Source organism: candidate division KSB1 bacterium (assembly GCA_034506255.1).
In the GTDB taxonomy this organism is placed as follows: Bacteria; Zhuqueibacterota; Zhuqueibacteria; order Zhuqueibacterales; family Zhuqueibacteraceae; genus Coneutiohabitans; species Coneutiohabitans thermophilus.
In genome coordinates this window covers 23,249-44,344 of record JAPDPX010000017.1, presented here as the reverse complement: position 1 = coordinate 44,344, position 21,096 = coordinate 23,249, and the positions used below count along the sequence as shown (strand labels likewise).

Sequence of the window (21,096 nt, the reverse complement as noted above, 5' to 3'; positions counted from 1 at the left end):
GGACAGCCCGCCATGAGTGTACGACCCGAGAGGTTGGTCATCGAGAAAGCGATCCTTTCTGTTTGCCTGGCCCACCCAGCCGAGGCTACAGATCAAGGGGTCTGGGAGGTGATCCAGCCCGACCACTTTACTCAGCCCAATCACAGGCTGATTTTTAGGGCGATGCAGCATCTCTGGCAGACTGGTCGTGCGATAGATCCGGTCACGGTACATCAGGTACTCGAGCGCAAGAAGGTGAGCTATGGCGGGCTTGACTATCTCGCTGAGCTCTTGGCTGGGGTACCCACACCTACTGGCTTGGCTGACTACGTCGATTTTTTGAGGCTTTACGCGCTCGAGGACCAGCTTGGCGCAGCGGCCCAGCGTATAGTAGAGCTCGTTTCGCAACGTTCTCTGGGTCGGGAGGAGTTGGTCTCTCAGGCAGAGGCGGAACTTCGTCGTGCCACAGAGCAAGACCGTCAGAATCCGCCTGAGCGGCTTGCTGTGGCGGCAAGCCGTGTCCTCGATCTCGTGACAAAGCGTGCCCAGAGCCCGAAACATCTGGTCGGGTTACCGACTGGGCTAGCTAAGCTCAACGAGCTAACTGGTGGCTGGCGGGAGGGCCAATATATCGTGGTGGGGGCCAGGCCAAGTACAGGGAAGACAGCCCTGGCTTGGTTCTGGGCGCAGGAAGCGGCTGCCAGTGGGTTTCCGGCGCTTTTTGTCAGTCTTGAGATGACGTCGGAGGAACTGATAGAGCGGCTGCTAGCCCGTGTCTCTCGGATTGACAGCAGGAAGCTACAGACGGGCATGCTGGGCGGAGCGGAGTTGGAGCGTTTGAAGGAGGCTGTTAGTCTTGCTCACGCCTGGCCTTTGTGGATAGCCGACGAGCCGATGCTAAGACTCAGCCCGCTCCGCTCCAGGGTGCACCGAGCGGTTCGGGATCATGGGATTAGACTTCTTGTGATTGATTACCTCCAGCTCTTACGGCCTGACAGGGAGCAGGAGAACGAGGTTCAGAATCTTCGCGCTGTGTCCGCTGGACTGAAGGCTCTAGCCAAGGATCTTAAGCTTAGCCTTATAGTTTGCTCACAGCTCAGCCGGTTGCCGGAGCAGCGGGCCGATCAGAAGCCGAGACTCAGTGATCTAAGGGAGTCGGGTGCCATCGAGCAGGACGCTGATGTTGTAGTCCTCTTGTGGGCAAAGGAGTCTAATCCGACGGTTCTCGAGCTGATCGTGGCCAAGCACCGCAATGGTCCGAAAGGGCAGATCTCGGTCTACTACGACCGTGCAACGGGCTATTTTGGTAACCTGGTACGCAGCGGGGATGTAGAATGAAACCTTATCTTAACCAGGTGTTGCTAGTGGGTGACCTCGTTAGCGAGGTCTACATCAGGCCTGCTGGCCGTGTTAGGCAGGCGTGGTTCAAGTTGCGTACCGTTGACCATATCACTGAGGTTCAGGATGTACACTACTGTTGTGTATGGGAGTCTATCGGCACTCGGGGTGGGGTGGCGATCATGCAGGATGTTAGACCCGGTACCCCGGTGCTCGTGCAGGGCAAGCTTAAGTATGGCAACCTGCCGGCTGCTAGTGATGGCACCAGGCGCCGTGGGGCCCTAGTGGTTGGCAGGCTTGTTGTCCCTCTCGTGCCGGTGGCGCGACAGGTAAAGGTCAAACCCGACTGGGAGGTCGCCGTTGATGAAGTCGAGCAACTACGAGTGGCCGTGGGTCGCGGAGGCGAAGAAGAAAAGGGCGACTGTCCGCCGACTTCGTGAGTCTGGTCTCACGCTAGCTGAAATCGGTCGCAAGCTCGGCGTTTCCAGGCAGCGTGTGCACCAGATCTTGAAGCGCGACGCGGAGCTCCGGGCCAGGGAACGCTAGAGCCATAAGGCTGGTGGGTGCCCCACGGGTACGGACCCGAGCCGCAGGCTATGGTAAGTCTACGATAACCGTTTCGTCTGATGTTGTGTCATCGGTTTCCGTGGCGAGCTCTGGGGTTTCAATCCCTTCTTGTTTGGGCTGACCGATCCGCTCCCATAGCTGGCGCGCTAAGCCTGGGTACGCGCGCAGTCCCATCCGCGATGTTTCGATGAGCAGTGTGGCGGCGGCTGCTGTGAGCACCGACGCTGGTAGCACGTCCAGGAACTGTCGGAGACGGTAGTAGGCTATCGCTAGAACGCTGCCGTAGCGTTCGTCTAGCTCAGCCCACTGTTGCTGTTTATTCTTGTTTTCCACGTTTGGATCCTCCTTCCGCTGCAAGATTGACCCAGCGCCGAAACAATCGAGCTCCTTTCTCGCACGGCGCCTCTGGTTCGTACCAATCTCCTGCCCTACAGGTAGCACAAGCGTTGTAGTGTTTTGCCCAGTCGTTGTAGGTCTCTGTGAGTCCTAAGCTGGTCCCAGCTGATGGGCGGAAAACGGGCGCGCTTTTTAGCCCAGCGTCTTTCTCGGTGGGTGAGCGCGCTATGACGACCACCTCGCCGCCTGTGACGTGCAGAATTCGGTGTGTCTCGGTGACTCTCATTCCGGCCACCGCCCACAACTCCTGCCAGGTATTCATCTGCGTTGCCTCAGGCGGACGAGTTCTACTGTCGCGCTGCATAACTTGGCACTACTACTCGCGAGCACTTCTTGTATCATGAGCTTGCGTTCGAGTACGTTCACTGAGTCCTCTAGCAGTCGGAGTTTGCTTTGTCTGTCGGCTAGTTCCCGCCGTGTGTCGGCTAGTGCTCGTGCCAGAGGGTTGGGTTCTGGTGCACCGGGAACCAGGCGGTATACTAGCCACAGGGTGGCAGTAACACCGAGGCCCATAGCGATCGCCAAGGTAGCTATGATGCCCACATCTCTGATTGTCTTCAGCATCATAACAACCGCCCCAAGGCCAGGAACAAGATCCACGCGATACACCATAGGATAGCGACCGCTACTTCTATGGTTCGTTTGCTCATCGTCCATTGCCCTTGGTGATAAAAACCTTGAGTACTTCTTTGAGTTTGACGAAATCTAGCTGTAGCCGCCGGGCTACCTGCTCGAACTGGCTCCGTCGCAGCTGCAATAGGGGGAGCATATCTGGGTGTTCGGCGCACCACTTGATTGCCTGGGTTTCGTCATACTCGCATCCTATTTCTTTCCGGATGGTGACGCCGTTAACCGGCTGGTGTTTACCTGTCTCGCGGTAGCAGTCGAGTGCTAGGCCGCGGACTTTGGCGTCTTGTTCCTCGACCTGCTTCTCTAGTGCAGCCAGAGCCTCGTAGAGCGCGCTGTGGGCCCGGCGGAAATCTGTTTCGAGTTCTGCTCTTTCCTGTTCGAGTTCTTTGAGCGCTGCGCGCAGACCGAACAGTTTCGCTAGTTCGCTCTCTAGTGTCTCTGTACTCATTGGTGTCCCCCTACATTTTGGTTACCGCCATCATACGTCCCCTCCGGCCTGTGGCGGGGGTTGGACAAGCTTTAGGAGCAGGTTGTCTAGCTCTTGTAGGGCTTTAGTCGCCGCGCCGGCCGCAATGAGACGCTGGCAGCGCGGGTCGTGGCAATCTCCCGACTCAGCGTAGAAAGCGGCGTCTAGGATGTGCTCCCTCAGGCGCTGTAGCGCCCTCATCAGCGGTGAATGATTATCATTCACGCCATCCATAGGCCTCTTCTTGGGGGTTGACAAGAGACCCTCCTATCTTGAGACGATAAACACCTTGGCTTTACTTGTCAAGGGGCACACCACCCTAGGTGTGGGGTGTCTCTCTTTACGGTTTCTAGCCAAGGCTTGACATCCGGTGGTAGCTCACAGATCATGGCCATTCCCGAACAACTGTCGTAGTGAAACATATGACTTCCCATGCACGATGATGTGCTCGACCACAGGAATGCCAAGCAAATTGCCAGCCTCAGAGAGCCGCTCTGTCGCGGCTACGTCGCCTGTACTAGGCTTTGCAGTACCTGACGTGTGGTTGTGCGCCAGCACAACACTGGCGGCATTCACTAGCATAGCGACCTTGAACACTTCCCGTGGGTGGACCTCGCACTCATTGAGCGTCCCAACATGCGCAACATGCAGTCCCAAGGGACGCCGCCACGAGTCCAGGGGGATGACCACGAAGTACTCTCTATCTGCCCGCCCCAACAGATTGCGCACAAGCTGAAATACCTGCTTCGGGCGCTTGATCGGCTCCCGATTCATTGGCTCTGCCGGCTCGCTGATCTGGACCACCTCTAATCGTGGTAGGCACCTAGGCATCCGATCGACCTTGCCTGCTCTCGACTTCGTTCTCTTGCGCGTTTTCATGGTGTACCCCTTTCTTTTGTCTTTGACTCACCGTCCCATACACGCCTGGCCACTTTCCCCTAGCTGGCCCGCCGGGGTAGACGAAGACGTGGTCGCTCGGGACAACGAAGAGAATTCCGCCACCTTGACAGCAGTCGCACTCCCCTGGTCCAAGAAAGTCGTCCCCGGTGAAAGTATAGCGGGAGACCACCCCCTAGCCACGACAGCTTGGGCATTGTATTGTTCTCCATCTGGTTGCTGCTCTCGACTTTCTTCTCCCGCCTCTTTTCATCTGGCGGCTCACAGACTGGGACCTGGTAACGTTGTCGTAGGAGGTCTAGGGCGTCGCCGTACCCCCCGAGGACCGCTTCGATCCGGACCAGTTCTAGTTGGTCAGCGGCTAGTCTGTCTTGCCAGCTCACCACGTGTCCGCTGCAGCGTACTTGGCAGATTGCTACCACCGCTTCCTCGCGGTTCGTCATCATATACCACATGTGCGCTGCGCTGTAGCAATCTTGGTGATGTTGGAACGCGTAGACAGGGTGTGCACGCACGAGGCGGCCTTTCCACTGTTGGCGGGTGAAGTGTGAGGTTAACCCGCCATCGTCCCGGACCCGTAGTGGTACGTACGCCTCTGCCGTTTCGGTTTTACGAGACCTGTTCCTCCGCCGCCCTAGCCACCAGTGCAGTCCGACTGCTAACCATACGTCCTGTTCCACTAGGCGCTTCAGCCACTCGCTACCGACGAGGATTGTTCCATCGGGGCCAGGTTGGAGGGTGGTGCCTCTAACTACCCGGCCCCGGCCCCATGTCGGTGGGCGGACCTGGTGTTGCGGGTGCCAGTGGAGTAGGATGTCGACCAGCCAATACGGCGCGGCGTAGACCAGCCACGACTGCCACTCTCTTAGTGTCGGCCTGTACTGCATCCTGTGTCCTCCTCCCGCTGGTTTTGTTTGCTTAGTCGTGGCCCCGCACCACGTAGGGCACGGCGGCTGCAACAGCCCCGCGCGAGGCAACAAGAATACCGTGTTCGGGGTGGTAGTAGACCGTACCTGCGCTCCCTACCTCGAGCTTCTGGATCTTGGCGAACGCCTCCGGCGGAGCCGCGGTGAGGTTATAGGACTCGACCTCATCGGGCTGCACCCACATCACGTCGCCTAGCCGCTGATATGCCAGTTGTTCGAGCCAGACGGCTAGGCTATAGGTGTTGCTCGGCACCCGCACCACAGCGTCGCGGTGCCGGTGGCCCTCGAAGAACTCTGCCCCACGTACAGCCCTGACGTCTTGGTTGACATCAAGCTGGGGGCACCAGTAGATGACAACACCCCGCTGGGCGGGTTGGGCGACCAGAGCAACGATCTGGTCCCTCCGGTTGCGGAACCAGGCGCTGATGCCGCGCTCGTCGCGCTGCACGGCGATGCGCCGGGCACTGACCCGGGGCATAGGAAACTCGACCTTTTGGTCCTGGTGCCGGACTAACAGTCGCGGCACTTCGGGCCATGAGGGGCGCCAGTACAGGACCCCCTCCCAGAGGTAGCAGTGGATCTCCGCCACGAAGGTCCGCCAGAGCGGGTACCCACCGGCGAGCAGGACGTCGGGGATACTCTGCTCGTCGGCGCCGAGGGCTAGGCGGAGCTGGAGCGCCATCCAGACACGCTGGGCGTCTGAAAGGCTTAATAGTTCCTCCCGGCTCAAGGGTTCCCCTTGCCCTTCTGCGGCGAGCAGGGGTGCCCAGAGGTAGACGTTGCCGCCCATGGTCATGTGCCATACCTCGTTGCCCGCCAACGTCGGACCGTACACGCAGCCCGACATGCCGGTGCGGCTATTGGCTGTGATCCATTCGCGCACCGCAGGGTGTGCTTCCCCGCGGCTTTCTACCCAGCGTAGCTGGTCGATTAGCATGGTTCCTCCTTATGAAGTGAGATACCCACCGGCGAACCCTCGTTCGGGGTCGCCGTAGATGTCTACAAGGCCGGTAGCTGGCCCCCAGGTCCGCAGAAAGGCTCGGATCTGTTGGGGCGTGCCGGATTGACAGACGACCTTCACTCTTCCGCTCTCGTCTGGGAGGCCGTCTGCGACAAAGCAGACGCCCTCGCGTGCCGAGGCCTCGGGTAGCTCAGGCACCTGCCGCCCCCGCAGGTCGCGGGCATAGACCCCAGGTTCAAGCTCTATGACGGGGGCGGTGCGCAGCTCGCGACGAGCCTGCTGCACAAGGGCGAGCAGCTCGTCTGCGGAACGGCCCTGAAACTGTGCCCTGGTCTCGACCCGCCAGCGCATCAGCGCCTCGGGATCGACACCGGGGCACAGGCCCCTATACGCCGCGCCCAGACAGTGGTCAGCGGCCGCGCCGAAGACTATCTCTTGCGCCAGGCGCACCGTGTCCCCTGACGGGTGTAGGATGCCCCACCCGTCATGGCGGAGTTGGAGTGGCTCCTCGCTGGTTGCTCGGATCGGCCGCCCGCCGAGCCACCAAGCGTCGGGCGCCCAGAAGCCTGGGTGTTCCCGGGTGAGCAGGAGGACCTGGCCCAGCGAGCTCGCCTGGAGGAAGCGTTCAGGCGACTGGCCGTAGCCTGGGTCACCGGGGCGGTGGTGGTCAACTCGGACCACCGGCCCCGGGTAGGCCGGTACACAATCGCACTCAACGAGATAGAGGACGCCACCAGCGTCGGGCGGCTGCGCCCGGTAGGCACTGGCAGGTGATACTCGACGGCCTTGGCATGTAGCCACTAGGACCTGCTCCCCGAGCGAGCGGAGCAGGCGCTCAATGAGGGCCATCTCGGGGTCGGGCGCCCCGAGAAGCCAAACACAGGTCTCCATCTAAAGAACCCTCCTTGGGAGGCTAGCCCACCGGGTCTTGGGTCACCTCTTCTAGCGACATAACTACAGGTTCGCCAGGCCGAAGAAGGTGCTCAAACATGTCCAGCGCCTTCTCCTGCGCTTCGTCTTCCGACAGTGCGGTGACCTGGAACCGCACCATCGGTTCACACCCCCACCCGATCCACGCTACCCCACGCCACACCCGGGTGCCGCCTCCTTCGTCTTTCATCAGAACCCTCCTTGCGACGAGGAAAATGAAAAGGTGGGCGGAGCCCCGACTCTCCGCTCGGCACCGGACTACTGGGTGCCACCCCCGGTGCCGCGCCCCACACCACGGCAGGTGGCTAGCCCGCCAGGTGTTGGCCCACCGCCTCAACACTACCACAAGACCACTTAGTTGTCAAGGGGGGTCCTGGAGACTGTATCTTTATGCAAAAATACGGCCTAATGTAGCACTTCACTTAAAGATGCCCAAACACCACTAGGTGAGATACATAGCACAAAAAGCCACCCGCAAACACTGCATAAAACCCTAAGATTCCAGAACACGACTGCATAACGGCCTATAATATCTCAATATTTATATTACTTCCCAGAGAGAGAGAATAATCTCCTATCCCCAATAATCTAATCTCCTATATAAACAGATCTCCAACCCTTCCCCACCACCCCCCAACGGCGCTAGCTTTTTTTCAGAATGCTCAACCGGGTCACCCTCGCCGGCTACGCCGGCGGACCGCCTCAGCCAGCAGCCAAAGGACAAGCCGTCCGGTTCTCGCTGGCTACCCAGTACCGCCGGAAAAGCCAGTGGCACCAGATCATCGTCTGGCCACCACTGGTCAGCTGGGCCCAGCGTGTCGTCCGCAAGGGCGCCCGCCTGTACGTCGAGGGCTGGATCGGCTACGGCCCGGGAGGACGGGCGTGGATCACGGCCACCATGCTGGTGCCGCTTTCTCCCCGCCCTGGTGGGCCGCCTCCACCGGCCGAGGCTGAGGAGACGGAGCCGGACCTACCGGACCCCGAGCCAGGGCCCGATGAGCCGCCGGACTGGGGTTAGGGGAACTCGAGAGGTGTGGAAAGATTGAGGTGCCGGGGACTGCTAAAGTAGGGCGCGCAAATGGCTGAGTGGGCGACCCCGAGCGGCGTGCGACCCCTCCCCGCCAGGCGGTTTCTGAAGTGGGCGGGCGGGAAGAACCGACTTCTCCAGCAACTGGAACCGTTTTTCCCGGAACGAATCGTCCACTATCACGAGCCATTTCTCGGCAGTGGGGCCGTCTTTTTCCACTTGCGCCGGACGCGGGGCGCGTTTCCAGCGACGTTGATGGATTCCAATGCTGAACTGATCAACTGTTTCACCATTGTCCGCGACCGTGTAGACGAGCTGCTACCTCTACTGCGACAGCACGAACGTGAACACAGCAAGCGGTATTACTACGCAACACGGGGTGTGATCCAGCGACGCTGAGCACCTTGCAGCGGGCGGCGCGGATTATCTATCTGAACAAGACGTGTTATAACGGTCTGTATCGAGTCAATACACAGGGACGGTTCAATGTTCCGATGGGGTCCTACAAAAATCCGCGTATCTGCGAGGAGAGGGTGCTACGGGCGGCGAGTGAAGCCCTCCAAGGGGCGGTCTTGCTAGCGATGGACTTCAGCGCGGTACTAGATCACGCTGGGAAGGACCACCTCATATACTTCGACCCACCTTATTACACGGAATCCTCTGGCTTCACAGGCTATGCGGTGACCGCATCGGGCCAGGCAGGCTTCGGCGCAGAGGAACATCGCCGTCTGGCCGAGGTCGTGAGGAAGTTGGACGCAATGGGTTGTCACGTGGTCGTCTCCAACAGTGATACTGCCTATACTCGGAGCCTGTACGCCGGATTCCGCTTGACAGTCGTGCGGGCGCCCCGACCAATCAACCGCAATGGCGCAGGACGCGGCCCCGTAGAGGAACTGGTGATCTCCAACCGATGACGTCGGACTTCCAGATGGCGCGGGACGGACTCGGGGCGGAGCCGGGGGGAGAGCCTCTGAGGCGGAGTGCTAGGATTCTCCGCCCCCTCTAGCGCGGCGCAATAATGCTTTAGCGAGCCACCGCTCTTGGGTGACCAGCTCCTGTAGCCGCGCCACTCCGACGTAGATCACCCGGGTGTCCCGCCGGTACTCCATGTTCGACCACCCGACCTGCGCATACGCAGTCGGGTGGTATATGGGGCTCCCGCCCCGTGTGTACCAGCCGCCGGCTTCACCCCGGGTGTAGAGTCCGGTGCCCTCCACGACGCGGAAGTACCGTGGGCAGCCTGTTGTAGCAGCGCCCAGCATCCTCCGTAGCCGCGCGCGCAGCCGGGCAGCAGCCCGCTTGTTGCGGCACCTGAGAAACTCCTGCCATACCGCGATGTGGGGCGGTAGGCAGGACGGCAGGACAGATTCAGCGACGTCGATCTCGTATCGCCTAGCCACCTCCCGGAGGTCTTCCTCGGTGATCGGGATGTCCTCACTCAGCCCCTCGAGCCGGTCGAGCACGACGGTCTCGGCTCCAATCAGGCCCTTACGGTCGATTTCGACACGCCCATAACACCTGACACGCAGCAGACAGTCACCACCGTACTGCCACGCGAGTGCGGGCTCCTGGGTCGCGTACACAGGATGGCTGCCACTGCCTAGCATGACAGGCCCATCCCATGTGTTGCCCCGGTATGGCGAGACGAAACACCAGCGGTGGGCTCGACGCCGCAGGTCCAGGGCTTTGTAACCCCAGACGGGGCCCTTCTGGCGAACGATTTCTGGGGTCGGGGTCATACACAGACCTCCTCCTCTGCGACGGGAGCCGGTTCCGGCTCTGGTACAGGCTCGGGTACCGGCGGGACGGGTTCAGGCGCCGGGATAGGCTCAGGTTCGGGAACCAGTACTTCCGGTTCGGGTTCCGCGATGACGATTTGTACGATGTTTCCTAGTTCACACATTGTGCCTCCTTACGTTAGTTAGTGAAGGGTCGGTGGTCTCGTCACACCATCCTTTCTACGGCAACCAGCTCCCCATGGGGTGCTGTGATGACCCCCCAGGGGCCGTCCCAGGCGGGGTCATCCCACGTCTCCCACGTGGTCCCGACCCCAGCGCACCGGACCCGGCAGATACCTAGTGGCACGCGATGGTGCCACGGCCGCGCCCGCCACAGCTCGACCAGCCGGATGGCCCCACGCCGGGGTAGTACTGCGTACACCGGGTGGATCACGCCACCTACCCACCGCCTACCCGTGTGCATGCAGTAGACGCGCCCGTCTACCACACGGGCGACCGTGTAGGCCACGATGCCACCCTCGGGGTGCCGGGACCGCTCGACCCAGCGGCGGATCCGGCGGTACCAGCGCAGCCAGTGGCGGAAGTAGTGGCGGACGTAGACCTGGTCGTCTAGCCACCCCTCCAGCCAGTCGGTGCCGACATAGGCCACACCGTCGCGGAGGGTGACGGTGTGGCCACCAACGTCGAGCTTCAACCGCAGCTGGTCGCCGTCGCCGCGGTAGCCCAACCGCTCGGCTACCGCGTGCACGAGCGCCAGCGGTCGGCGCTCGACCCATGCGCCGACCTCGTGCCAGTCGGGCAGCTCGGGGACCCCGAGCAGATAGTCAGACATGGTAACCTCCTTAGCGTGGTGGCACGTGCCGTCGCACCCGGCGCACCGGCACGTAACCGCCTCTCGCGAGTCGGTAAACCACCGCCAATCACCCGTGCGTGGGTCGGTAGGCCCACACCGGTAGAGGTAGTCGAGTTCCTCCATGGTAACCTCCTTGCTGGGGCCGTACTTGGAACCGTTCACCGCCACTCGGTGAACATTGAGACCTTGTCCAGAAGCCTAGCCAGGCGACGCTCGGCTTCGGCTAGCTGCGGCGAAAAATAAAACGGACCATACTTGCCCTCACGGGAAGCCGAGAGGGCAGCGAGCAGTTCCTGCGCAGCCTCACGGATTTGTTGGTACTTTTCTCGTAGGTACGCCAGCTCACGAGCCTCGACGCTCGCCTCGCGGGCGAGCTGGTGGTGATTCATCGCAACCCTCCTGACGAAGTAAGAACGGGAATCTGGTAGCGCTCTGCCACGTCGCGGGCGACCCTGTTGTACGACGCGTCGATGGCGCACAACTGGAATGTGTCCGCCGCCACGTGGTCGTCCACGACGACGTGGCCACGACAGACACCCCTCCCGACGAGCCACGCTCGCCCGTCCAGGAGGTACCGCAGGTTGGCCCCTGCCCGGGCAACGTCCGCTCGCACAAACGCCCGAGCCGGCTTGCCGTGCCAGAGCCAATCCCTACTCACGCGGCTCACAGGGAAGTCCGGCACGAGCGTGGTTCCGTCATACAGCAGTATGGCGTATGCAGCGATACTACTGTCGTCTCCTACACCGACACCGAGCCACCATAGTAGGTCGGTGTGGAGTGGGGCGTCCTGCCGCACAGTGTACGAGAGCCACCCCCTCCCGATCCGGAGGGTGCCATCATCCAGCGCCACCTGGTCGCCGTCGACGACCAGGAGACGTTGCGGCGCGCGATGTTCCGTCTGCGTGCCACCACAGAGACGACACCCGCACGCGATGCGGGCGGCAGCTCTCTGGAGCGACACCGCCCTTGTGTCGATCCACGCTTGCCATACCTCCAGTTCTAGTTTTTCTATTTCCATGGTACCTCCTGCTGCTGGGGAGAAATAAGAGGACGAAAGACAAGCAGAGAGAGCAGAACGGGCTCTCTCTGCTCGAGAAGTCCGGCGAGCCACTCCAGCACCTCTTGCCGCGTACCCTGGAAGAGGAGTACGCGGTGATGGTCCTGGCCCTGCCAGGCGACTGCCTGCCATTGTTGTTCGTGCGACATTGACCCTCCTTTTTAAGCGATTATATACATCAATACTCCGTTTGTCAAGAGGGGCTGGGCTCCCGGGCGCCGGTCCGGGGCGCCGGGTGGCGCCGGTCCGGGCTTCCTTCTGGTCCGGGCGTCCGGGTGGCGCCGCGCTCCCGGGCGCCGCGCTCCCGGGTCCGGGTCCGGGTGGCGCCGGTCCGGGCGCCGGGCGCCGGGCGCCGGGCGCCGGGGTCCGGTCCGGGTCCGGGTTTCCGGGGTCCAGGCTTCCTTCTGCTCCGCGCTCCCGGGTCCGGGCGCCGCGCTCCCGGGCGCCGCGCTCCCGGGTCCGGGTCCGGGTGGCGCCGGTCCGGGCGCCGGGGGGCCGGGGGGGGGACCAAATGGGGGGGGACCCAGGGTGTGGGGTCCACCGTGGAACGGGTCTCCGTCCGCGCGGTTCGTTCCAGGTTTTTGGGTCTGGTTGGTCCCCAATTTTGTGGGGTCCCCCGGTGTTTTGGGTGGTCGTGGTATGTATACACAGGGCTTAAGTGTAAAAAGGGCAAGGCTTTGCGCCCTTGCCCTTTAACCGCCGGGTTGTGGTCACAAGGAGGGTCGAGGTGAGAGTTATCCCGGTCGGTTGTTGTTGAAGGTAGTTGTTTTGTCTTTGTTGTGCAAGGGGTTTCTTGTTTGTTTTTGGGTTTGCTGTTAGTTTCCGGTTTATGGAGCGGTGTGCTATTTGTCTTCATCCTTCGCGCACTTTAATTGAGCGGGACTTGGTGCTTGGGGAGAGGCCTGGTGTAGTGGCGGTGCGGTATGGTTTGAGGCGGGCTGTGGTGGTTGAGCACAGGTTGCGGCATTTGGGTGATCGTGTTTTGCGTTATGCTGCGCAGATTGATTTACAGGAGTTGGGGGTTAAGAATCTTTTGGCTGAGTTAGTGGCTTTGTATCGGCGGACGTTGGACATTTTGGAGGATGTGGTTAAGGACAAGCCTGTGGTGGCGTTGAAGGCGATTGCTGAGGCTCGGCAGAGTTTGGAGGTGATAGCTGAGTTGACTGGTGGGTTACGGCGTTCAGCTGATGTGCATGTAGCGGTGGTGGAGTTACCGCCGCTTGATCCTCCGGTAGGTGGGCGGGAGTTGTCGAGTGGCTCGGAAGGTACTGTGGCGTCCTCATGATGGGCCGCAGGCGGCTTTTGTGGCTGCTCGCGAGTTCGAGGTGCTTTATGGTGGGGCTGCTGGTGGTGGCAAGTCGGATGCTTTGTTGTATGGTGGTTTGAGGCAGGTTCATCATCCCGATTATCGGGCTTTGCTTTTGAGGCAGACCTTTCCCGAGCTACGGGATCTTATGGATCGTGCGCAGCAGACTTTTCCGAAGTTGGGTGCTAAGTGGCATGAGGAGCAGAAGCGGTGGGTTTTTCCTTCTGGGGCTTCTTATGAGTTTGGTTACTGTAGTAGGTTTGCCGATGTGGTTCGGTACCGGGGGCAGGAGTACACCTACATTGCTTTTGACGAGATTGGGGATATAGCTGATCATCGGATTTGGCTTTTTCTGATGGGTCGTTGTCGGCCTAAGGCTGCTGACCTGATACCGATGATGCGGGCTAGTGCGAACCCTGGTGGTGCTGGTCACGCTTGGCTGAAGCGGCGTTTTGTTGATGCGACCGACTTTGGGCGGCGTGTTTACTGGGATCCAGAGACCGGGCTACCCAGGCGGTTTATCCCAGCCAAGGTGACCGACAACCCAACGCTACTGAGGAGAAACCCGGCTTATATCAATCAGCTTCGGAGCTTACCCGAGATATTGAGAAAGCAGTTACTGGAGGGGGACTGGTCCGCTGGTAGTGGGTTGGCTCTTTCTGAACTCGACCGCTCGGTACATCTTGTGACTCCGTTTGATGTTCCCGATCACTGGTGCCATTTTGGCGGATTCGACTGGGGTTATGCTCATCCGTGGTGTTTTGTCTGGTTGGCCAGTTCCCCTTCAGGTACGCTTTATGTGGTCGATGCGGTCTGGGGTCAGCGCCAGCTTCCCTGGGAGATAGCCCAGAGGATAAAGAGCAAGGTACCGGTCGAAAGGTTGGGTCACATTGCAGCTGGCAGGGACTGCTGGGCGCAGATCAAGGCGCGTGGTGAGGATACACCAACCATAGCCGAGCAGTTCGTTCCCTATGGCCTCTTTTTGACCCAGGCTAATCAGGACAGAAAACAAGGGCTCAACCTACTGAGGAAAGCCCTAGCCTGGCGCAGAAAGGCTGGTGACAGGGACGGCGAACCAGACCTACTGTTCATGCGCACAGAGGGTGTGCTTCGGCTCTTCGAGGAGCTGGAGACCATGGTGCTCGACCCTGACGACCCCGAGGATGCGCTTAAGAGAAACGCTAACGTCGAAAGCGGAGAACCCGGCGACGACGGCTACGACGCTCTGAGGTACGCCGTGGCCTCCAGACCACCAACCCCGAAGGAACCAGAGGATACCAGCGAGTTTGATGCCTTTAGCAAGGAAGCCATCCTTACTGAGCTGGAAAAGCTCAGAGTTCACAGCCCTTCAAAACCTAAGCCCATAACGGAGGTGGCCGTAACGTGATACTTGCACTCATCTTAGCCGTAGTCATAGCAGCAGTCGGCTGGACAGCAGCCGCCGTCTGGTACGGTCGGTACATCGAGACCGTGGGCGAGAAACCAGTCCGTAAACCCCTACCCGACTACGAACCCAACCTTCCACTGAAGGAGAGTACCGTCAAGAGGGCAACCGAGGCGCTGCTTGCGCGGGCGGCGGCTTTAGGCGTAGATTTAACGCCAGAACAAGCGCGCCAGGACGCGATCAAGATGCTACGCGGGGAGGACGTAGTGTGAGTAGGTTCATTAAGGATGCGATCAAGCGACCCGGCCGTCTACGCCGGATCCTTCGGTTGAGGAAAGGCGAGAAGGTCACCGCTGCGGCGATCGACAGGAAGCTCGCTGAGCTGCGTAAGCAGGGTAAAGCCGACCGTTCGGTCGTAAGCGCTCTCGTTCTAGGTAGACGGCTCGTCTCCGGTGACCTGGCCCGCCGCAGACGCGTAAGAAGGAGGAAGTAACATGGCAACCACCGTTCGGGACATCCTCGAGGCCGCTTACGCAAAGAGCGTCAAGAACAGGCCTGGCACCTTAGCTACGGAGACAGGCGAGCTCTTGCAGACAGTAATCCGCGCCCATCGCGGCCTCTACGCGGTTGCCGCTCGCGTCAACCCACTGTTTTTCGGCAAGATCGCCAACGTCACATTCGCTACGAGCGGTTGGCCTAGACCCACCGACGCTGAAGCCGTTTTCCGTCTCGAGTGGATCGCTGGTACCAACGGCACCACAGGGGGTACATGGGCTGACGGCACCGAGATCGTCGTCATTCCCTTTGACGACAGGAACGCAGAACCGCTGTTGCCTAGTGTTTACCGCTTCGGCCAGATGTTCTACGGAGCCGGTAGGAGCGGCGATCCAACTGGAGGGCCGATACGGTTTTTCTACAGTAAACGGCCAACGGATCCAGCCAACCTCGACTCGCAACTGGATGCCTCCTGGCCTGAACAGTTCAACGAGCTACTTGTCCTTGAGGTGGCGATGTACCTCGCGCATAAAGATGGGCGAATGGAGGAGTTGCCAAAACTCGAGAGGGACCGCGATCGGTGGCTAGAGCTGTACATAGGGTTCCTCCAACACGAGACCGTCAACGAACGGCGTCGGTTCGCCCATGTCTGGAGGATCAACACAACTAGCCTGCTACCACTGCTACCGTTTGTCGCCCCCGGCGCTGGCCGTGGCCAAGGCTAAATGCGGAAAGTTGAAGACATCATCAACGCCGCAATGGTGCGGGCGGGGAGCCTCGTATCAGCCCAGGGCCCGATAGCCACCGACCCGCTGTTCCAGCGCCTCATTAGCCGTGAACGTTTCCTATTCGCCAGAGCGGCAGGGCTGAACCCTGCGTTCTACTGGAGCACAGCTATCGTCCCCGTCAATGCCGCTGGAATCGCAGACTACGGGACCGGCTTTCCCCGGGCTATCGGTGTGTTCTATGTCTCGATTGCCGATCCGGGAAGCTCACCCTACCCACCAGGTAGACAGGTTACCCTAATCGACCCCAGGGAGAGCGGGGCCGTACATCTGGCGCCACGTGCCTTCCACCAGCAGGTGGAACGAAAACTCGTAGGGTACAAAACCGACCTTTCGGGTGTCGGTAGCGTTGAGATCTCGAGCGCACTGGCTCCACCTACGCCAGTTGGCTACAACTCAGAAGTCACTATTCCCGAACCCTACGAAGAACTGTTGGTCGTAGACCTGGCAAAGTTTATTCTCACAAAGTACTACACTGACGCGGCTAGATCCGGCGGCGAGTTAGCACTCAAGTACCTCGACGAGGACGAAGCTAGATTGCTTACTGCTTTCGACGCGGCAGTTAGAGTCAACGAGTTCTTCCCGAGCTCCGCCGGCGGGAGCTACCTGCGGCCGCTGAACCCGAATGGCTAGGAGCCGCGTCAGACTGATCTTCGCAGCAGGGATCGACCGCGCTAGCGGGCATCTTACAGGCGAAGCCCCGCGCGACCTGAGGAATGTCTACTTCGTGAAGGACAAGATACAACTCCGCAACGGGCTAACTCTCGCTTCGACAATAAGCGGTGCCTCTCCACCAGACAGAATCGTACTGATCCACGAGATGCGCACAGAGGCCGCTACCATCGTCGTGGCCTACAGGGAAAGCGATCGCGCGTTGCTGCTCTACAGAGCGGCGATTGATGGCGCGTCACCGCAGCTCATAGGGTCCTGGGGTACACTGCCGGCGGGTGCTGTAACACCCCCTAGGCTCCTGGCGACCGAAATAGGAAGAAAGCTTTTTATCGCCCACGAGGAACCTAGCGCCGGTAACCGCCTGCAGACGATCTACTACGATCCGCTCAGCGCTACACCAATCAACTACCTTTCAGCCGACCTCAACCGCGACGGTACAGCAGAAGCTGTGCGTTTTCGCGGTGTCGCGTCATACCTCCAGTACCTCGTCGGCTGGGGCTTCGGCACGGGCTCGGACCCCGATAGACCAGAGGTACTGCGCGTCTCGCAACCGGGCGAGCCCACGAGCTTCGATCCTGACCACTACTTCATTGTTGGGCTGCGAACCGACCCCGTCATGAACGCCCTACCAGGCCCCGGCCGGCTGGTAGTGCTCAAGGCAACGTCGACCTACGACATCACGGGCTACGACCAGTTCACCTTCTCACTAAGCCTCGGGGACCCGTTCTACGGTCTCAGCGGGTCAAGGCTGGCGGTATCACTGGCTGGTACCGTCTACTTCTGGTCACACGCTGGGCCTAGAACCACCAACGGTGGACCCTCAGTCGACCTGGCCTGGCCACTCGAGCTCAAAGCACCTCCCCCAGCCGACCTCGTGGCCGAAGGGGCACCAGCCCGGGGTGTCGCTGTCTACCTGCCCGACAGACAGACCATACTCTTCATCTTCGAGCGGCGGGTCTACACGCTGAGCCTGTGGGGCGGGATACCAAGGTGGTCGTATTCCGAGTTCCCGTTTAGCATCTCTACAGCCGCCACGATACGGACAGTCGAAGTCGGGAGCGGCGGCCCTCCGACAGCCTATGCTACCGCCGTCAGCGGTACGGGAAAGAGCGGAACTACCGACGTCCTCACAGTGAACTGGACGAACAACTCCGCCCTAGGAGACGAGATCATAGAAATCCACCTCCAGCCCAGCGGCGGCTCGTGGTTCCTGGCTAAAACGCTCAACCCCAGCGGGACCACACAGTCCACCGATATCCCTGAGCTCGCCGCTGGTAGGACACATAACATCGCGATCCGCTACAGGAGAGGCCCGTACTACACTGCGGGCTACGAGAACCCCGACCCCTCCCTCTGGCCAACCCAAAGCAAGGGCAGCGGTACTACGAACCTGAAGGCGCCTACATTCGATAGCACACAGTGGCAGCGCACCAGCGCTAACTCCGAACGGGTACGCGTTACCTTCACACCGGCGCACAGTGACGTCGATGTCGTGATAAAGAGAAGTAATGTCACGATCGCCACCGTGACGGCAGCTCAGCATCAGGGCGGTACGTACACCTACGACGACACAACGATTGCCGGGGAGACACTCTACACCTACTCTGTACTCCACCGCCGCGATATTGATTCCGCTGAACAGAGTAAAAACCAGTACACCGGACCGAACAAGCCCACGGACTTCATGGTAAGCGCCGTGACCGAGTGTGCTTATCTCGCTGAGTGGACAGCCGGTGACTCGGCCGCCGAAACAGAGGTCGAGGATAACTACCCGGCTGGCACGGATTACTCGCTTAAGGTTACCGTGCCAGCCGGTAACACGCAGGCGCCGGTTTCCTACGGGGCGACCTGCGGTGGGACGATCCGGTCCTACAGCGTGCGAGTGCGGCACAAGTTGGTCCAGTACAATGTTGCTGATTACTCAGAATACGCGCCACCTAGACCAGTCGACCTCTGCGATGTCTGTACCTGATGGCTACCATCGTCCTCGCTGGTGGGTTTGACGCGCCCAAGATCTACCGCGTCGATGAGGGCGCGACTGACGACGGCCAGGCTGTCGTTGCCCGACTCCAGAGCACACCACTTGCCCCCGCGGGAGCCGGCGGCGAGGCTGTGTTCACCGCTGTGTACCTCGTGGCCACCCTCGAGGGACAGGGGACGATCTGGTTAACCCCTATCGTCGACGGGACAGAGTACACCGAACAGGCTATCTCGTTCGACTTCCCCACCAGACAGGAAGCTGCTACGTATGAGATAGGACTGTCCCGGCCACTGGTGAGCGGCGGGGCTGAACGCGCACGGTTTGCACTGCGGGGCACGTGGTTTGCCTTGAAAGTCAAAGCCCAACTTGTGTCAACCTCTGGGACAATTATACTTGAGGGTGTGGAGGTCGAGCACGCAGTGGTACAGGAGACTAGGACGCCAGTACCATGACGTTTACTGCTAATACCGAGAAAGGGCTACCCCTCCCTGGCGTTGGCCTGGACAGCAGACCACAAGACCTCATCGTCGGCCGATTAGCTCGCCAGCTGGATGCCTACAGCGTGGAGCAGTGGGCTTACGACCCGCAGCGCAGCTCCGGCAACCGGTACGCCTACAAAGGGGGTGTTGTCTTCGGAACGAGCTATACGAGAGTGCCAGACGGGGCGATCACTCTGCCCGACGGAGTTAGTTTCGTCGAACGCGACGGCAGCGGTGTCGTTAGCTCGAACCAGGTGGGCTTCAGCGCCTCGAAGCTACCAATGGCTAAGGTCACTGTGGTGGAGGGGAGGATAGCAAAAGTCGAAGACTGGCGGGTCCTCTACGTGCCCAACAGCCAGGCACTCCCCAGTCACACTCACCCTGCTGACGACATTACAAGTGGTACCTTTTCGGGGGCGTACACCTTCTCGCAGGGGGTAACCCTGGCGGCAAACCAGGATCAACTGCTACTGCCGTCGGGCATAATCTGGACGAGAAAAGCCACCGAATCCCGCGCCTTTGGTGTGTGGAATAGTGCGATCTCGAGCTGGCTTCTCAGCCTCAGTGACTCCGGCCAACTAAGCCTGGGAGCTCAAGCCACCACCACTGACCACGCGGTCCGAGCCGACCGTATGGTCTCCACCGGTACTGGCCTCACTGGCGGTGGTAACCTGGCGGCGGATCGCACGATCGCGCTCTCTGTACCAGTACAGGCTATCCACGGAGGAACAGGGCTAACCAGTTTCGCATCTGGTAAGATACTTCGCTCTTCCGCAGCCAACACCTGGGCAGCGTTTGGTCCAGCGGGGACAGGTTTCCTCCGAGGTGATGGTGCGGGATCGTGGATCGAAGGCGACATATTGGGGAGCGACCTACCGAGCCATACGCATCCTGCGAGCCAGATCACGGGTGGCACGTTCCCTGATTCTTACACCTTTGTTGGTCCAGTGACCTTCGGTCAGGGTGCGACATTTACATCGTTGGTGCTTGAGGGCGTAGATCCCTATCTCCAGATCATCCGTGACGGGGCACAGGCCGATGTAGTACGGCTGACGTCCAATCCTCTTGCGACCGCAGGTACCCGTCATAGCGACACCGTTCTACTGACCGGTCGAGCTTATGACGGGACGAACCAGCGCACAGTGGATTGGCGCTTCTACACCTCGGTGAGCAACACAGCCGGTGCTTCGCGCTTCGTCTTTCAGTCCAGGGTTGGTACAGCCGCCTACGCTGAGCGTCTAGGTATCGAGGATTGGGGAGCACTTACCCTCGGGGCCCAGGCCACTGCTACCACCCATGCTGTCCGAGCCGATCGGGCTATTAACACCGGTACGGGACTAACCGGTGGTGGAAACCTCACAGCGGATCGCACGATCTCCCTTGTCGTCCCTGTGACGGTGAGCCTCGGTGGCACTGGACGGACCTCGCTCACAGCCAACGCCTTGCTGGTCGGCAGCGGAACCAGTGCTGTAAACTTCCTGTCACCAGGAGCGGCTGGGCAAGTGGTCCGTTCCACTGGCTCGGCCTGGGCATCGGCTCAGCTAGCGTTCTCCGACCTTAGTGGCAGCCTTGCCTGGTCGCAGCTCCCGGGTGGGAGTGGTACTTGGAGCGCTATATCAATCACTGTCCAAGGCACGACCAGTGCAACGCTTACCTTGCAGGCCGGCGATCTAGCGACCTACAGGTACAGGGCCACAGTGCTCACTTTGCCTGCTGGGTTGTGGAGAACGATCTTGGATGGTAACGGTGATGTCTGGTCTCTACAGCGCAACACAGCGACAGCTGGAGATTTCTCGACACTGGAGACAGTGCTGTCTGTCGGGGCGAGCGGCAACGTGGTTCTCTCTAGGGGGCTCACTCTCGGGGCCCAAGCTACGGCCACTGACCATGCGGTCCGGGCGGATCGGGTGATCAGTGCAGGGACTGGGCTCACTGGTGGGGGCAATCTCACTGCGGATCGCACGATCTCGCTCAGTATCCCGGTACAGGCTGTGCATGGGGGGACTGGGCTTACGTCATTCGCTGCGGGCACAATCTTGCGTGCGAGCGCGGCTAATACATGGGCTGCGTTCGGGCCCAGTGGGACAGGATTCTTGCGAGGCAATGGGGCCGGATCCTGGGTCGAGGGTGGTCTACTCGCGAGTGATCTACCAGCTCACACGCACGCAGCGAGCGATGTTACGACGGGCACATTCCCCGGCTCCTATACCTTTGCCGGCGCGGTGACG

General features: G+C 60.5%; 18 protein-coding genes. 11 read left to right on the top strand and 7 right to left on the bottom strand.

All coding sequences use genetic code 11. The features are described 5' to 3' along the window. Window positions 1-12 precede the first annotated feature (12 nt). Window positions 13-1,317, top strand: a complete 1,305-nt coding sequence (locus ONB52_22005; protein MDZ7418808.1) for a replicative DNA helicase — start codon at window positions 13-15, stop codon at window positions 1,315-1,317. After that, entirely contained in the window at window positions 1,314-1,757 is a 444-nt protein-coding gene (locus ONB52_22000) for a hypothetical protein (GenBank protein MDZ7418807.1), read from the top strand. The genes ONB52_22005 and ONB52_22000 overlap by 4 nt, the downstream gene beginning before the upstream one ends. 154 nt (window positions 1,758-1,911) lie before the next feature. Here ONB52_22000 and ONB52_21995 read toward each other — a convergent pair whose 3' ends face one another. The 4 genes from ONB52_21995 to ONB52_21980 form a co-directional block, all read right to left on the bottom strand. Then, entirely contained in the window at window positions 1,912-2,217 is a 306-nt protein-coding gene (locus ONB52_21995) for a hypothetical protein (GenBank protein ID MDZ7418806.1), read from the bottom strand. Window positions 2,218-2,926: 709 nt separating this feature from the next. Next, a complete protein-coding gene (locus ONB52_21990; protein ID MDZ7418805.1) occupies window positions 2,927-3,358 on the bottom strand; it encodes a hypothetical protein in 432 nt (143 codons plus the stop codon). Window positions 3,359-3,754: 396 nt separating this feature from the next. After that, complete coding sequence (locus tag ONB52_21985) at window positions 3,755-4,150, bottom strand: JAB domain-containing protein (protein ID MDZ7418804.1); 396 nt, start codon at window positions 4,148-4,150, stop codon at window positions 3,755-3,757. 1,041 nt (window positions 4,151-5,191) lie between these two features. Further along, entirely contained in the window at window positions 5,192-6,136 is a 945-nt protein-coding gene (locus ONB52_21980) for a hypothetical protein (GenBank protein MDZ7418803.1), read from the bottom strand. A 2,032-nt stretch (window positions 6,137-8,168) separates the two neighbouring features. Between ONB52_21980 and ONB52_21975 the strand changes: the two genes are divergently transcribed. Together ONB52_21975 and ONB52_21970 are read left to right on the top strand one after the other, a co-directional pair. Next, complete coding sequence (locus tag ONB52_21975) at window positions 8,169-8,516, top strand: DNA adenine methylase (GenBank protein MDZ7418802.1); 348 nt, start codon at window positions 8,169-8,171, stop codon at window positions 8,514-8,516. Between the two features lie 5 nt (window positions 8,517-8,521). Then, entirely contained in the window at window positions 8,522-9,031 is a 510-nt protein-coding gene (locus ONB52_21970) for a Dam family site-specific DNA-(adenine-N6)-methyltransferase (GenBank protein ID MDZ7418801.1), read from the top strand. A gap of 1,030 nt (window positions 9,032-10,061) precedes the next feature. Here ONB52_21970 and ONB52_21965 read toward each other — a convergent pair. The 3 genes from ONB52_21965 to ONB52_21955 form a co-directional block, all read right to left on the bottom strand. Next, on the bottom strand, window positions 10,062-10,688 hold the full coding sequence (locus tag ONB52_21965) for a hypothetical protein (GenBank protein ID MDZ7418800.1): 627 nt from the start codon (window positions 10,686-10,688) through the stop codon (window positions 10,062-10,064). Between the two features lie 179 nt (window positions 10,689-10,867). Then, complete coding sequence (locus ONB52_21960) at window positions 10,868-11,098, bottom strand: hypothetical protein (GenBank protein MDZ7418799.1); 231 nt, start codon at window positions 11,096-11,098, stop codon at window positions 10,868-10,870. Continuing rightward, complete coding sequence (locus ONB52_21955) at window positions 11,095-11,727, bottom strand: hypothetical protein (GenBank protein MDZ7418798.1); 633 nt, start codon at window positions 11,725-11,727, stop codon at window positions 11,095-11,097. The genes ONB52_21960 and ONB52_21955 overlap by 4 nt, the downstream gene beginning before the upstream one ends. A gap of 1,006 nt (window positions 11,728-12,733) precedes the next feature. Here ONB52_21955 and ONB52_21950 point away from each other — a divergent pair. From ONB52_21950 to ONB52_21920, 7 genes are all read left to right on the top strand, one after another. Further along, a complete protein-coding gene (locus ONB52_21950; GenBank protein MDZ7418797.1) occupies window positions 12,734-13,051 on the top strand; it encodes a hypothetical protein in 318 nt (105 codons plus the stop codon). A gap of 19 nt (window positions 13,052-13,070) precedes the next feature. Next, window positions 13,071-14,459, top strand: coding sequence for a terminase family protein (locus ONB52_21945; GenBank protein ID MDZ7418796.1), 1,389 nt, complete (start codon window positions 13,071-13,073; stop codon window positions 14,457-14,459). Further along, a complete protein-coding gene (locus ONB52_21940) occupies window positions 14,456-14,728 on the top strand; it encodes a hypothetical protein (GenBank protein MDZ7418795.1) in 273 nt (90 codons plus the stop codon). The genes ONB52_21945 and ONB52_21940 overlap by 4 nt, the downstream gene beginning before the upstream one ends. Window positions 14,729-14,950: 222 nt before the next feature. After that, a complete protein-coding gene (locus ONB52_21935) occupies window positions 14,951-15,676 on the top strand; it encodes a hypothetical protein (protein ID MDZ7418794.1) in 726 nt (241 codons plus the stop codon). Beyond that, window positions 15,677-16,369 carry a hypothetical protein gene (locus ONB52_21930; GenBank protein ID MDZ7418793.1) on the top strand — a complete coding sequence of 231 codons (693 nt, stop codon included), beginning with the start codon at window positions 15,677-15,679 and terminating at the stop codon, window positions 16,367-16,369. Further along, window positions 16,362-18,380 carry a hypothetical protein gene (locus ONB52_21925; GenBank protein MDZ7418792.1) on the top strand — a complete coding sequence of 673 codons (2,019 nt, stop codon included), beginning with the start codon at window positions 16,362-16,364 and terminating at the stop codon, window positions 18,378-18,380. Before ONB52_21930 ends, ONB52_21925 begins: the two co-directional genes overlap by 8 nt. Continuing rightward, window positions 18,380-18,841 (top strand): hypothetical protein, encoded by a 462-nt coding sequence (locus tag ONB52_21920; GenBank protein MDZ7418791.1) that lies wholly within the window; start codon window positions 18,380-18,382, stop codon window positions 18,839-18,841. Before ONB52_21925 ends, ONB52_21920 begins: the two co-directional genes overlap by 1 nt. Window positions 18,842-21,096: the final 2,255 nt, after the last annotated feature.